At 45.6% G+C, this 14,776-nt stretch carries 13 protein-coding genes; 5 read left to right on the top strand and 8 right to left on the bottom strand.

What is annotated here, in order from left to right; all coding sequences use genetic code 11:
- Positions 1-4: 4 nt before the first annotated feature.
- On the bottom strand, positions 5-3,052 hold the full coding sequence (fdnG, locus tag PTE_RS09155; protein WP_083335201.1) for a formate dehydrogenase-N subunit alpha: 3,048 nt from the start codon (positions 3,050-3,052) through the stop codon (positions 5-7).
- Between the two features lie 184 nt (positions 3,053-3,236).
- On the opposite strand from fdnG, the gene fdhD reads away from it, so the two are divergent.
- Together fdhD and PTE_RS22790 are read left to right on the top strand one after the other, a co-directional pair.
- Entirely contained in the window at positions 3,237-4,067 is an 831-nt protein-coding gene (gene fdhD / locus PTE_RS09145) for a formate dehydrogenase accessory sulfurtransferase FdhD (protein WP_036845652.1), read from the top strand.
- 254 nt (positions 4,068-4,321) lie between these two features.
- Entirely contained in the window at positions 4,322-4,840 is a 519-nt protein-coding gene (locus PTE_RS22790; RefSeq protein WP_051477317.1) for a hypothetical protein, read from the top strand.
- An 87-nt stretch (positions 4,841-4,927) separates the two neighbouring features.
- Here the strand turns inward: PTE_RS22790 and PTE_RS09135 are convergent, their stop codons facing one another.
- The 7 genes from PTE_RS09135 to rpmH all read right to left on the bottom strand — a co-directional run bounded on the left by PTE_RS09135 (position 4,928) and on the right by rpmH (position 10,475).
- Positions 4,928-6,247, bottom strand: coding sequence for a type II toxin-antitoxin system HipA family toxin (locus tag PTE_RS09135; protein ID WP_036845357.1), 1,320 nt, complete (start codon positions 6,245-6,247; stop codon positions 4,928-4,930).
- Positions 6,247-6,528, bottom strand: a complete 282-nt coding sequence (locus PTE_RS09130) for a helix-turn-helix domain-containing protein (RefSeq protein ID WP_036845356.1) — start codon at positions 6,526-6,528, stop codon at positions 6,247-6,249. Before PTE_RS09130 ends, PTE_RS09135 begins: the two co-directional genes overlap by 1 nt.
- Before the next feature lie 99 nt (positions 6,529-6,627).
- Complete coding sequence (gene mnmE / locus PTE_RS09125; protein WP_036845354.1) at positions 6,628-7,992, bottom strand: tRNA uridine-5-carboxymethylaminomethyl(34) synthesis GTPase MnmE; 1,365 nt, start codon at positions 7,990-7,992, stop codon at positions 6,628-6,630.
- 99 nt (positions 7,993-8,091) lie between these two features.
- Positions 8,092-9,732, bottom strand: coding sequence for a membrane protein insertase YidC (gene yidC / locus PTE_RS09120; protein ID WP_036845353.1), 1,641 nt, complete (start codon positions 9,730-9,732; stop codon positions 8,092-8,094).
- A gap of 2 nt (positions 9,733-9,734) precedes the next feature.
- Positions 9,735-9,995: a membrane protein insertion efficiency factor YidD gene (gene yidD / locus PTE_RS09115; RefSeq protein ID WP_036845351.1), complete on the bottom strand. Its 261-nt coding sequence runs from the start codon at positions 9,993-9,995 to the stop codon at positions 9,735-9,737.
- Positions 9,959-10,318, bottom strand: coding sequence for a ribonuclease P protein component (gene rnpA / locus PTE_RS09110; protein ID WP_071992963.1), 360 nt, complete (start codon positions 10,316-10,318; stop codon positions 9,959-9,961). Before rnpA ends, yidD begins: the two co-directional genes overlap by 37 nt.
- A gap of 16 nt (positions 10,319-10,334) precedes the next feature.
- Complete coding sequence (gene rpmH, locus PTE_RS09105) at positions 10,335-10,475, bottom strand: 50S ribosomal protein L34 (RefSeq protein WP_036845347.1); 141 nt, start codon at positions 10,473-10,475, stop codon at positions 10,335-10,337.
- A 691-nt stretch (positions 10,476-11,166) separates the two neighbouring features.
- Here rpmH and dnaA point away from each other — a divergent pair.
- Genes dnaA through recF form a run of 3 tightly spaced genes read left to right on the top strand, consistent with a single transcriptional unit; the run spans position 11,167 to position 14,773 of the window.
- Positions 11,167-12,555: a chromosomal replication initiator protein DnaA gene (dnaA, locus tag PTE_RS09100; RefSeq protein WP_036845344.1), complete on the top strand. Its 1,389-nt coding sequence runs from the start codon at positions 11,167-11,169 to the stop codon at positions 12,553-12,555.
- A 4-nt stretch (positions 12,556-12,559) separates the two neighbouring features.
- On the top strand, positions 12,560-13,660 hold the full coding sequence (dnaN, locus tag PTE_RS09095) for a DNA polymerase III subunit beta (protein WP_036845341.1): 1,101 nt from the start codon (positions 12,560-12,562) through the stop codon (positions 13,658-13,660).
- Between the two features lie 21 nt (positions 13,661-13,681).
- The gene (gene recF, locus PTE_RS09090; RefSeq protein ID WP_036845338.1) at positions 13,682-14,773 is read left to right on the top strand and encodes a DNA replication/repair protein RecF; all 1,092 of its coding nucleotides are present in this window, start codon (positions 13,682-13,684) and stop codon (positions 14,771-14,773) included.
- The last annotated feature ends 3 nt before the right edge of the window (positions 14,774-14,776 follow it).

The raw sequence follows: 14,776 nt of genomic DNA, 5'->3' as shown, positions 1-14,776 counted from the left end.
CCCCTTATACCTTTTCCACATTAACCAGAAACGCTTTGAATTCAGGCGTTTGTGTGTTCGCATCACCAACAAAGGGTGTCAGCGTATTAGCAATAAAGCCTTTTTTAGCCGCGCCTTCAAAACCCCAATGAATGGGAATACCGATAGTATCCACTTCACGTCCGTGCACATGCAGAGTCCGAATACGTTTGGTGACGACCGCTTTCGCCTTAATGTAGCCACGGTTCGAACTGACTTTGACAGTATCTCCGTGTTTGATGCCTTTCTTCTCTGCCAGTTTTTCACCGATTTCCACAAACTGCTCAGGCTGGATAATCGAGTTCAGTAATGCATGTTTTGTCCAGTAGTGAAAATGTTCTGTCAGACGGTAAGTGGTTCCCACATAGGGGAATTTATCCGCCTTCCCCATAGCCTCAAAGTCTCTTTTGAACACACGGGCAGCCGGGTTAGATATCACATTCGGATGCAACGGATTGGTACCCAACGGCGTTTCAAAGGGTTCATAGTGTTCAGGAAACGGGCCTTCAGCCATCTTATCAATAGCGAACAGACGCCCCATACCTTCCGGTTGCATGATAAACGGACCCACATCGGTTTCCGGTGCAGCCACACTGTAATCAGGAATATCAGCCCCATCCCACTTAGCACCACGCCACGTCAATAACTGACGTTTCGGGTCCCACGGTTTACCCTGCGGATCAGCCGATGCACGGTTATACAAAATACGACGATTTAGCGGCCACGCCCAGGCCCAACCCAGTGTATTACCCAAACCTGACGGGTCAGAATTATCACGACGGGCCATCTGGTTACCTTCTGGTGTCCAGCTTCCGGCAAAGATCCAACAACCACTGGCAGTCGTGCCGTCATCACGTAGTTGGGCAAAAGAGGTCAATTGCTGACCTTGCTTCACCATGACGTTGCCATCAGCATCAAGTAGATCCACCAGTGCCCGGCCATTACTCTCCTGAGCTACCTCTTCCGATGTAGGACTGTCCGGGTTGAAGTAATCCCAAGTCATATTCAGCACCTGCTCTGGTAATACTCCTCCTTCTGCACGATACATATCCCGCATACGTTTGAAGATACCAGAGAGAATTTCGCCATCACCGATAGCTTCTCCCGGCGCATCAGCCCCTTTCCAGTGCCATTGCAACCAGCGGCCAGAGTTAACAATCGAGCCGTTTTCTTCTGCGAAACAACAACACGGCAGACGGAAAACTTCTGTCTGAATTTTAGCTGAATCAACGTCGTTAAATTCACCGTGGTTCTGCCAGAAAGTGGATGTTTCAGTATTAAGTGGGTCAATAGTGATTAGGAATTTCAGCTTCGACAGTGCATCAACCACTTTGTTTTTATCCGGGAATGAGGCAACCGGGTTAAAGCCTTGACAAATATAGCCGTTCACTTCACCTTTCGACATCATTTCGAAAAATTGCAGAACGTCATAACTTTTATCCCATTTAGGCAACCAGTCAAAACCCCAATCATTCTCTTGACGGGCATTGTTACCGTAGAAACTCTTCATCAGGCTGACAAAAAATTTCGGGTAATTACCCCAGTAGTTAACCTGACCTGGCAACAAGGGTTTCGGTGTATTTGCCTGTAGATAAGTTTGCAGATCGGTCTGTTTCTCTGACGGCAATGTCAGATATCCCGGCAAGCTCTGCGACAATAGCCCCAAATCAGTCAATCCCTGAATATTCGAGTGACCACGCAATGCGTTAACACCGCCACCAGCCATACCCATGTTGCCCAGCAGCAGTTGGATCATTGCCATAGTACGGATGTTTTGTGCACCAACTGAGTGTTGAGTCCAACCCAGTGCGTACAAGAAGGAAGCGGTCTTGTCCTTAACGCAAGTCTCTGCAATATATTCACAGACTTTCAGAAAATCATCTTTTGGCGTGCCACAAATATCACTGACAACATCAGGCGTATAGCGGCTAACGTGCTCTTTTAACAGGTTCCATACACAACGCGGATGGCTTAGTGTGATATCACGTTTGGCAAAACCATTTTCATCCAGTGCATAGTTCCAACTGGTTTTGTCGTATTGACGGTTTTCTGCATCATAACCGCTGAATAAACCATCATCGAACGAGTAATCTTCACGCACGATAAGGCTGGCGTTAGTGTACGCCTCAACATATTCACGGTTAATCTTATGGTTGGTTAGCAGGTATAAAATCACACCTGACAAGAAGGCAATATCAGTACCGGAACGGATTGGCGTATAGAAATCCGCTACAGATGCTGTACGGGTAAAACGTGGATCGATCACGATTAACTTAGCGTTATTATGGATTTTCGCTTCCATCGCCCAGCGAAATCCCACCGGATGCGCTTCGGCTGCATTACCCCCCATCACGACAATCAGATTCGCGTTCTTAATATCAACCCAGTGGTTGGTCATCGCACCGCGACCAAATGTTGGAGCAAGACTTGCTACCGTTGGTCCGTGTCAGACACGCGCCTGATTATCTACGGCGAGCATGCCGAGAGCGCGACTAAATTTTTGCGTCAGATAGCCTGTTTCATTACTGGAAGCGGACGCACATAGCATCCCCGTCGTCAGCCACCGGTTGACTGTGACACCCTCTTTGTTGGTTTTAACAAAATTAGCATCACGATCGGCTTTCATTAACTTAGCGATGCGATCAAATGCCTCATCCCAAGAGATACGTTGCCATTTGTCAGAACCGGCAGCACGGTATTCTGGATATTTCAGGCGGCTTTCACTGTGGATAAAGTCAATCAGACCCGCCCCTTTAGGACACAGCGCGCCACGGTTCACCGGGTGATCTGGATCGCCTTCAATATGAAAAATACTTTCTTTCGCATTTTTTGCGCCATCGCCAAGGCTATACATCAACAGTCCACAACCGACAGAGCAGTACGTACAGGTATTTCGGGTTTCACGTGCACGCAATAGTTTATAGTTACGTGTTTGTGCAAGAGCCGCAGTTGGCACAAAACCCAACGCTGCTACCGTCGTACCTGCCATACCGCCAGCGCAGATCTTAAAGAACTGCCTTCTGCTGACTTGCATGGGGATCTCCTCACTCACATTGTTTTAAACAACCATCCATTCCTTCACGGGAAAAATCTTGAATGTGTTCTTTATTAATCACTTTCCATAGCGGGATCAGATTCATTGCCTGATAAATAGTATAGACTCTTTTTTCCACATAATTATTATGTAGTAACACTATTAGGTATTTCGTCTAATGCATATGCATAACACAAGATCAGGGAAGTTGTTACAATTTGATGTGATTGAGGGTGTAAAACAAACAAATGTGCAACAAAAGTATCATCTCAACACACTAAAAGCTGATTGGGTTGCAGAAGAAATTCCAGTTGCTTTAGTCTACAACGGTATCTCACATGTTGTAATGATGGCCAGCCCTAAAGATCTCGAACACTTCGCTGTTGGGTTCTCGCTTTCTGAAGGCATTATTGAATCTCAACAAGAAATTCGTGGCATTGAGACTATCGTCGATTGTAACGGCGGGATTGAGTTACAAATAGAACTTTCCAGTCGCCGTTTTGCTGGTTTGAAAGAACGCAGACGCAATATGGCGGGAAGGACCGGCTGCGGGATCTGCGGTACAGAACAACTTTCTGACATTTTCCGCCCGATTGCCCCATTACCTTTCACTCAAACCTTTTCATTAAGCCATCTTGACTATGCTCTCTCCCAATTGACCAATGTTCAGGATATTGGCGCACTGACCGGTTGTACTCATGCGGCAAGCTGGATCAGTCCAGAAGGTGAGTTATTGGGAGGTTGTGAGGATGTAGGCCGTCACGTTGCGTTGGACAAAATGCTGGGAATGAAAGCCAAAGCAGACTGGCAACAAGGCGCTGCTCTGGTATCCAGCCGTGCCAGCTATGAAATGATACAAAAATCTGCTACCTGTGGCGTTGAGATTTTATTTGCTGTTTCAGCAGCGACTTCACTGGCTGTAGAAGTCGCTGATCAATGTAATCTGACACTGGTTGGTTTTTGTAAACCCGGCAGGGCAACGGTTTATACTCATCCTGAGCGGTTAATAGATTAATCATTCAGGCTGTAAAACATCCATAAGTTGGGTTCAATGTATGTAGTTAAATAAGATTTCAAAATGGTGCTACATCTTATGTCACTTATAATTCTATGTATAACAATGAATTGAAGAGAGTTATGTGTAGCAGAATTATGAAACGTTATTTAACTACAACAACTTATTATTCAACAAATCATACAACATCAATTTAGTTATATAATTAACTCATACACCTTAATTTTAAACCATATTAACTTAATGATAATTAAATGAAATTTATATTTTTAACGGATATCCATGGAATTTCAGAACACGCAAAATTAATTGCGGAACGTTTAAGTGGTGATGTATCATTCATTTCCCCTTACGAAAAAGAAAATGAAACTCCAAATAATCAAGAGGCGATGTACGAATATTTCCATAACGTTTCATCAATAGATAAATACACATGCAAAGTAAGGGATACCCTTACATATATCAACACTCCAGTGATACTGGTTGGATTCAGTATCGGCGCGACAGTAGCCTGGCGACTTTCTAATGATAGAAATTTACCCGTTCAGCATTTTATTTGCATCTTTGGTTCACGTATCCGCGATTACCTGGATGTGAAATCAGTAAAACCTACGTCGTTGTTTTTCTCCAACGATGAAAAATACTTTATCGACCAGCTAAAATGCTCCAACAGAATAACCGTAGAGTTGGTAGATTGCGCACACTCAGAAATATCAAAACCCAATGGTTGTAACATTGCCACTGGGTTAATAAACAAAGCATTGGGACGTTAATGTTCTCTTATCCCCCAGAATGATATTCTTTGGGGGATAATTATTTCTGTGCTTCATCTACAGTAGACAATATTGATGACGAGAATGTTAATCCCATCCAATTACCAGACGTTTAGCTCTGACTTGCAGTCCTCCCAATATCGAGTCACTGATATGGGCAGGGAAATCTGCTGGCAACTGGTTTTTGACATCCATGATAACTGTATCAACAGTCTCAGCATACTCAATAAGAATTCTTGCCATAGCATCCTTATCAAACCCAACAGCCTTGGCTGTTTGAAAGAAATGTCTTGGAAATATCTGCTCTATTTTGTACTTCTTACCTTTTGTCCCCGTTAGCCCCATTGCCAATTTGGCATCTCGGGGATGAAGCCCTCTGCCTCCGAATACAGGATACATGGAAAGGATGTCATAAAAAGGCGTTAGCCGATAACTCCCCTCAGCCTCGATAAACAGTGAAAAGTTTTTTGCATGGCCGTCTGTCGCAGCCAATAACCAAAACAACACCTGAGCCTTCATAAACACATAACGGTCAAATTGAGCATTAACCGAGCCCAAGAGGTAGGACATGATCTCGGTAATCCCTGGACCACCATGGCTCTCATATTTTTTCACTGAAGGCACGTTCAAGGTTTGACAAAAGTCTTCCTGAGGCAGTCGCATAATCCAACTGTTGTCAGATGAATACCTGCGATCAAATCGTTCTACTGCCAGTGCTTTTATCCCTCCCACTTTCATCATTAAACAGTGAGGAGCAGACAGCCCAAACTCCCTCGCAATCAACATGCATAGATATTCATTTTCCACACTGTCAGACATATCAATGGAGTATGAATGACTCTCAATTTTGCCGATGGGAAGTTTGATGATGTGTGTTGTCGGCGTGGCATTTAACGGTAAATACCAATGTCCATCAATATCTAAAAGCGCTGTTTTTTCCTGTGCGCCAGCAATGGATATGCGAAAATCTTCCTCGCCTTCGATCATCCCCAATGGCGCATCATCCTGATAGCCGGTCAGCACTTTCTCCAGTTCCGCCTCAGACAAGGGCTTGTATTCAATCTTCTTGATATCATTGGCGGGAGTGCCTTGTTGTACCAGTTGCAAAGCCCCAACACTGTCTTGGCCCACTTTAGCCAGCAGATCAAAAGGTTGTGTTGATTCTGCATTGTACCTGGCAACGATTCGTCTTCTGACTTCCGGGTTATCCGGCAGCAAATTATCGAAAAAGTTATATACCTCGTCACCTTGGTAGGCCTGGTGGCGCAGCGGCATAGACAGTGAAATGGGACGGCTGCCTGGTAATTTAAGCCAAGCCACATCATATTTGAAGTGATGGGCACCGGTATTGGTTTTAGTGAATACTCCAACTCGGTAGCCGTTCATGTAGACATCCAACGCTGCCATTACCACTCCTCTTTCCACACTCGGTCTGACACTGTGCGGTCATCTTCCACTGACGAATTTATCTCAGTAGAGTTTCTTGGCCGGATATCGAGTTCTAAATTCAACGCCGACAGAATCTTAAAGAAGGTCTCCAACTTGGTAGAATCTGGGTGCTGCTCAAAGCTTGATACTGTGTCCTGACGAATACCCACTTTGCTTGCCACTTTACCTTGGGAAAGCTTTTGAGTGCGCCTGACATCTTTTAAATATGCACTGAGCTGTTTCGAGTTAGTTACTTTCATATCAGGATCAACCAATTTGAGCAGTTAACCTCATTGTCACACGCTATAGCAGGTAAATCAAATTTTACACGCTAAAACCGTTAAACTAATTTTACCCATTCACTTCCCAATACAAAAACTCGAAAAAATCCTGCCCAACAGATCATCAGAAGTAAACTCACCGGTGATCTCGCTCAATGCCTGTTGTGCCAAACGTAGCTCTTCCGCCAGCAATTCACCTGAGCGAACAACCACAAGCTGTTCATGGCCTTGTTGCAGATGCTCTGCCGCCGTATTTAATGCCTGTAAATGGCGACGGCGAGCCAAAAAGCCACCTTCCGTATTGCTGTTGAAACCCATCGTTTCTTTCAGATGATCGCGCAGTAAATCTATTCCTTCACCACTACGGGCAGAAAGACGGATTAGTGAGTAACCACTTACTTTAGTAATATCCACCTTTTCATCGGTCATATCCGTTTTATTACGAACGACGGTGATAGGAAGTGATTCAGGCAGACGAGCCATAAATTCAGGCCAGATTTCCACCGGTTCAACCGCATCGGTTGTCGTACTGTCCACCATAAACAGTACGCGATCAGCCTGTTCAATTTCCTGCCATGCCCGCTCAATACCAATACGTTCCACTTCGTCACTGGCTTCACGCAGCCCCGCAGTATCAATGATATGTAACGGCATACCGTCAATATGGATATGTTCACGCAGCACATCGCGGGTTGTACCTGCAATATCTGTCACAATTGCCGCTTCACGGCCTGCCAGAGCATTAAGTAGACTGGATTTCCCCGCATTAGGACGACCAGCGATAACCACTTTCATCCCTTCACGCAAAAGGCTACCCTGACGAGCCTGAGAACGTACACGCTCAAGTTCAACCATCACTTTATCCAGATTGGCTTCGATTTTTCCATCAGAAAGAAAGTCGATCTCTTCATCTGGAAAATCAATAGCGGCTTCCACATAGATTCGCAAGTGAGTAAGTGCTTCCACCATCTGATGAATCTGAGCAGAAAAGGCACCCTGTAAGGAATTCATCGCTGAACGGGCAGCCTGCTCCGAACTGGCATCAATCAGGTCAGCAATGGCCTCCGCCTGAGCCAAATCCAGTTTGTCATTAAGAAAAGCACGTTCAGAAAATTCACCAGGATTAGCGATTCTCACACCAGGCAAAGTCAGAATACGTTTCAGCAGTAAATCGAGAATAACCGGTCCACCATGCCCTTGAAGCTCCAGTACATCTTCCCCAGTAAAGGAATTGGGACCAGGAAAATAAAGAGCAATCCCCTGATCAAGCACACTGCCATCTGCATCACGAAATGGCAGATAATCTGCATAACGGGGTTTGGGTATTTTCCCTAATACCACCTCAGCCACTTGTACTGCCTTCTGGCCGGAAACGCGTAAAATGCCAACACCGCCCCGTCCTGGTGGGGTAGCCTGAGCGACAATCGTATCAGTGGTATTCATGGTTATCTCTCTTTTACTTTTTAGCTCAAATAGTTAAGGCGGCCAATGACCGCCTTTTCTGTTATAACTACCAGAACGCGTTCTGACTGAAGCTATATTTTATTTCGCCGGCTTTTTCTCACGGCTATGCAGACCACGTTTTTCCAGCCCACGATAAATCAACTGCTGCTGAATAATGGTCACCAGGTTGCTGACGATGTAGTACAGAACCAGACCTGACGGGAACCACAGGAAGAATATGGTAAACATGACAGGCATGTAAGTCATAATCTTCTGCTGCATCGGATCAGTGATGGTCGTCGGAGACATTTTCTGAATGACGAACATCGTCACACCCATCAGCAATGGCAGGATGTAATAAGGATCTTGTGCAGACAAATCATTGATCCAGCCAGCAAATGGCGCATGACGCAATTCAACAGAGCCCATCAGCATGTAATACAGAGCAAGGAAGATTGGCATCTGGATCAGCAGAGGCAAACAACCCCCCAATGGGTTCACTTTCTCTGCTTTATACAACGCCATCATTTCCTGGCTCATGCGCTGTTTATCATCACCAATACGCTCACGCATAGCCGCTAATTTAGGCTGCAACAGGCGCATTTTCGCCATTGAAGTGTATTGCGCTTTGGTCAGCGGGTACATGATACCACGCACGATAAAGGTAATAACGATAATGGAGAAGCCCCAGTTACCGATGAAACCATGCAGGAATTTCAACAGCTTAAATAACGGCTGAGAAATAAACCACAACCAGCCATAGTCCACGGACAGATCCAGATGAGGAGCTACTGCGGCCATTTCATCTTGAATTTCCGGGCCAATCCACAGCGTAGAAGAGATCGTTTTTTCACTGTTAGCCGCAACAGAGATTGGCGCACTTTTATAACCAATCGCAGCCATCTCTTTACCTAACGCGGCAGTATAGAAGGTGCTGGTTTCATTCGCAGCGGGAACCCAAGCCGTAGCAAAATATTGCTGCAACATGGCAATCCAACCACCTTTGGTAGCGACGGATAACGGTTCACTTTCAATATCGCTAAAGCTGTATTTTTTATATTTAGTTTCGTCTGAAGAGTAAGCCGCACCACGGTAAGTATGCAATGCAAAGTTATTGCTGCCGGTATCACGATGTTTCGGCAATTCAACACTCTGTTTCAGTTGACCAAAAAAGGTCATCTGCAACGGGTTTTCTGTCGTGTTATGAATGCGGTAATCCACACTAATCGCGTATGCACCACGTTTCAAAACAAACGTTTTGACATAAGCAACACCATCTTTAGCGACGAAATTCATTGGGATTCGTAATTCATCCTGCCCATCAGCCAATACATAGCTATCCTGTGCTGCGGTATACAGCGGGCGCTCACTATTTGTCGGGTTATCCGGGCCATCTTTACCAGTCAACCCACTTTGCGCCTGATAAGTGAAAGCAGATGTTGTTTCCAGTAATTTGAATGGGTTGCTTGAACCCAGGGTATCAGGATGGGCTAACAGGTCAGCCTCTTCAATATCACCGCCACGAGTATTGATGGTCAAAGAGAGCACATCAGTTTTAACCGTGATCAGTTTACCTTTTCCACTGCCTGGCACTGCCTGATTCTCACTGCTAGGCATATCCGTTTGTTGCGTGGCCTGTACTGTAGTTGGTTGCGGATTTTTATCTGCTTCCCATGCTTGCCAGACCAAGAAAGAAACGAACAGCAAAGCGATGAGAAGAAGATTACGTTGCGAATCCATCGTTAGTGTTCTCTGTTATCGTTGTTTTTTTCAGGTGGGACAGGATCATCACCACCTTCGTGTAAAGGGTGGCATTTTAATATGCGTTTCACCGTTAACCAACCGCCTTTTATCATCCCAAACCTGCGTAGCGCCTCAATTCCATAGTGAGAGCACGTAGGATTGAAACGACAACGAGGCCCCAGCAGTGGACTTATCACTAACTGGTATCCCCGGATTAATGCAATCAGGAAGCGCGAGCCAAGCGACAGTGACGACGCCATAATTTACCCAAAGCTTCCGTTAACGCACGGTTATCAAGCTCAGCAACCCCTTTCTTAACCAATACCACAAAATCCATAGGAGGCAAATTATGTTGGTTCAAACGAAAACTTTCACGGGCCAACCGCTTAATCCGGTTACGCTCATGAGCACGTTTAACATTTTTTTTGGCTATAGTAAGACCGATGCGGGGATGCCCCAGCTCATTAAGGCGACCAAGGATAGTAATCTCTGGCGAACTTGCCCGTTGGGGTTGCTGGAAAACATACGTGAAATGCTTGGGAGTTAACAAGCGTAACTCCCTCGGAAAAGCGAGCGTAACCACTAGATGGTTAGCTTTATTACTTAGAAACGGTCAGACGAGCACGGCCTTTTGCACGACGGCGAGCCAGAACCTGACGACCATTTTTGGTGGCCATACGAGTGCGGAAGCCGTGAGAACGGTTACGCTTCAGTACGGACGGTTGGAAAGTGCGTTTCATAGCGATTTCTACCTAACTTAAAATTATTACTGATTCAGTAAACGCGTTGGCAACCAGTGAGAAGTAGACACCGATGCCTCAATCGCAACATCAATATAAAGAAGCGGGATTGTAATAAAATGTACAGCTATGAGTCAATTGACATGACACAAGCCGGCCGGCTTTTCTACTGAGTTGAATGTTTACCAACAACCTGCCCGTGCTTACCCGAAACCTCTCACCGGCGACTACCGGCAAAAAACTCTGGCATTGCACGCAGGGTGCAATATTATACGGACTGCTGAGCAAAGCGCAATGATCACCCGTTGATCTTCGTTTTCTATTATGATCATAGGCCCGGTTTTGTCTTAAATATCGGCTTATCCTCGATCTTTGTTTGATATATGCCATAACCACATTAAAGCACCTTTTACAGCCTTTTATTTCACAGGCAATTTTAACCTGTGGATAAAAAGCGCTTAAACTGTGTAAAAGAATGAAGATCTATATCGTCTTTTGCGCTATGATCGCAGGCCATGATCCGGATCTTATCTGTGGATCATGGGTGAGCGATGACATTAAAAATCGCCATAAGCATGGCAATTGATCCTTCCTTAGCCCTGAAGGAATTGTTGTCTTGTACCCAATATTAATGAGCTAACCACTCCGATTTCTTTAATTATTAATTGGCCTTGTTTTAGGGGAGTCCGCCGTGTCACTTTCGCTTTGGCAGCAATGTCTTGCCCGATTGCAGGATGAATTACCTGCCACAGAATTCAGTATGTGGATACGCCCCCTTCAGGCAGAGCTAAGTGGTAACACTCTGGCACTTTATGCCCCAAATCGGTTTGTTCTGGATTGGGTAAGAGAAAAGTATATCAACAATATCAATGGGTTGTTGAATGACTTTTGTGGGGCAGAAGTACCGTTATTACGTTTCGAAGTTGGCAATAAACCTGTTTCCCAAAACGACAGCCCACCACAGAGGGTTGTTGCTCATACACCGGTTACACCTGCACCACAGAACGCATCAGTACGTCCCAGTTGGGATAACACTGCGGTACAACCAGAGCTGTCTTATCGCTCTAATGTTAATCCCAAACATACTTTTGATAACTTTGTTGAAGGTAAATCCAACCAGCTTGCCCGCGCTGCCGCAAGACAGGTAGCCGATAACCCGGGTGGTGCCTACAATCCACTATTCCTTTATGGCGGTACAGGTTTGGGTAAAACCCACTTATTACATGCCGTAGGTAACAGTATTATGGCACGTAAGGCAAACGCCAAGGTGGTTTATATGCATTCTGAACGTTTTGTTCAGGATATGGTCAAAGCATTACAAAACAATGCAATAGAAGAGTTCAAACGCTATTACCGCTCTGTCGATGCATTACTGATCGATGATATTCAGTTTTTTGCCAATAAAGAGCGTTCTCAGGAAGAGTTCTTTCATACGTTCAACGCATTACTGGAAGGTAATCAACAGATTATTCTGACATCAGATCGCTATCCAAAAGAGATCAATGGGGTAGAAGATCGGTTAAAATCCCGTTTTGGCTGGGGGCTAACCGTTGCTATTGAACCACCGGAACTGGAGACTCGTGTCGCTATTTTGATGAAAAAAGCGGACGAAAACGAAATCCAGCTGCCGGGAGAAGTCGCTTTCTTTATAGCCAAACGCCTGCGTTCTAATGTCCGCGAGCTTGAAGGCGCATTGAACAGGGTAATAGCGAATGCCAATTTTACCGGCCGGGCGATTACTATTGATTTTGTACGTGAAGCATTACGTGACTTGTTAGCACTGCAAGAAAAACTGGTTACCATTGATAATATTCAGAAAACAGTCGCTGAGTATTATAAAATCAAGGTGGCCGATTTACTTTCCAAACGGCGCTCCCGTTCCGTTGCCCGACCAAGGCAAATGGCAATGGCGCTGGCAAAAGAGTTAACCAATCACAGCTTGCCTGAAATCGGGGATGCCTTTGGTGGACGTGACCATACAACCGTGCTGCACGCTTGTCGTAAAATCGAGCAACTGCGCGAAGAAAGTCATGACATCAAAGAGGATTTTTCTAACTTAATCAGAACATTGTCTTCCTAGCGCTATGAAATTTATCATCGAACGTGAGCAATTGTTAAAACCACTGCAACAAGTCAGTAACCCACTGGGTGGGCGCCCTACTCTACCGATTCTGGGTAATTTATTACTACAGGTCACGGAAGGTTCTCTATTGCTGACCGGCACAGATTTAGAAATGGAAATGATGGCGCGTGTCGCGCTTTCATTGCCACATGAAGAAGGTGCAACCACTGTACCAGCACGTAAATTCTTTGATATCTGGCGCGGTTTGCCGGATGGAGCTGAAATCAGTGTGGAACTGGATGGAGACCGCCTGCTGGTACGCTCCGGCCGTAGCCGTTTTTCGCTTTCTACATTGCCCGCTGCTGATTTTCCAAATCTTGATGACTGGCAAAGTGAAGTGGAATTTTCGCTGCCACAAGCCACACTAAAACGTCTTATTGAATCGACGCAATTCTCAATGGCTCATCAGGATGTCCGCTATTACCTCAACGGTATGTTGTTTGAAACCGAAAGCGAAGAATTGCGGACAGTGGCAACGGATGGTCACCGTCTGGCAGTCTGCTCTATGGGAATTGGTCAAAATCTGCCTTCCCATTCGGTGATCGTGCCACGTAAAGGCGTTATCGAACTGATGAGATTGCTGGATGGTGGCGATACGCCGTTACAGTTACAAATCGGCAGTAACAATATTCGTGCCCACGTTGGCGACTTTATTTTCACCTCTAAACTGGTAGATGGGCGCTTCCCTGATTATCGCCGCGTATTACCGAAGAACCCAGATAAAACCCTGGAAGCCAGTTGCGATATGTTGAAACAGGCTTTTTCACGCGCGGCAATTCTCTCTAATGAGAAATTCCGCGGAGTTCGCCTCTATTTTAGTGAGAACCAGCTAAAAATCACAGCAAATAACCCCGAACAGGAAGAAGCCGAAGAGATTGTCGATGTCAGCTATCAAGGTACTGAAATGGAAATAGGCTTTAATGTCAGTTATGTTTTGGACGTACTCAACACATTAAGATGTGAAGAGGTTCGTTTACTGCTGACCGACGCTATTTCCAGTGTTCAGATAGAAGACTGTGCCAGCCACAATGCGGCTTATGTCGTGATGCCAATGCGCCTGTAACAGGATTTACATTTCAGGTATATGACTCTTACGCGTTTACTTATCCGCGATTTTCGTAATATCGCCGCCGCAGATTTGCCTCTGGCTACCGGATTTAATTTTCTGGTTGGCTCTAATGGCAGCGGCAAAACCAGTATACTGGAAGCGATTTATACTCTGGGTCACGGGCGCTCTTTTCGCAGCATTCAGGCTGGGCGAGTCATCCGTCATGACTGTGATGAATTTGTTTTACATGGACGACTAGGACAACGGAAGAATGAGCGGGAACTGTCTATCGGTTTGAGCAAAAACCGTCATGGCGATAGCAGAGTCAGAATTGATGGCAATGATGGCGGTAAAATTTCAGAACTAGCCAAGATGTTGCCTATACAGCTTATTACCCCGGAAGGATTCACCCTGTTAAATGGCGGGCCAAAGTATCGCCGGGCCTTTATTGATTGGGGTTGTTTCCACAATGAGCCACGTTTTTTTTCTGCATGGGTAAACTTGAAACGGCTGCTTAAACAACGCAATGCAGCACTGCGACAAGTTACCCGCTACAGCCAGATACGGCCCTGGGATCAAGAATTGGCACCCCTGGCCAACCAGATAAACCAGTGGCGAGCTGAATACGTTACAAACATCACTCAAGATATTGCTGATACCTGTAAACAGTTCTTACCCGAATTTATATTGAGTTTCTCTTTCCAACAGGGATGGGACAAAGAGAGTGATTACGCTGAATTGCTGGAACGCCAGTTTGAGCGTGACAGAGCATTAACCTACACGGCTTCCGGCCCGCATAAGGCAGATCTGCGCATCCGTGCAGAAGGAACGCCAGTAGAAGATATGCTATCCCGCGGTCAATTAAAATTGCTGATGTGTGCACTGCGGCTAGCACAGGGTGAATATTTCACCCGACAGAGCGGACAACAATGTCTGTATCTGCTTGATGATTTTGCCTCCGAACTGGATGCCGGCCGCCGTCAGTTATTGGCCGAACGTCTAAAATCCACGCAAGCTCAGGTCTTTGTCAGTGCAATAAGTCCTGGTCAGGTCACAGATATGCTTGATGGAAATAGCAGGATGTTTCGCGTGGAAAATGGCAAAATAGAGGTTCAACCACAGGATTAAAAA

The organism is Photorhabdus khanii NC19, assembly GCF_000517265.1.
Classification (GTDB): Bacteria; Pseudomonadota; Gammaproteobacteria; order Enterobacterales; family Enterobacteriaceae; genus Photorhabdus; species Photorhabdus khanii.
This window is presented reverse-complemented; position numbering and strand designations above follow the sequence as displayed.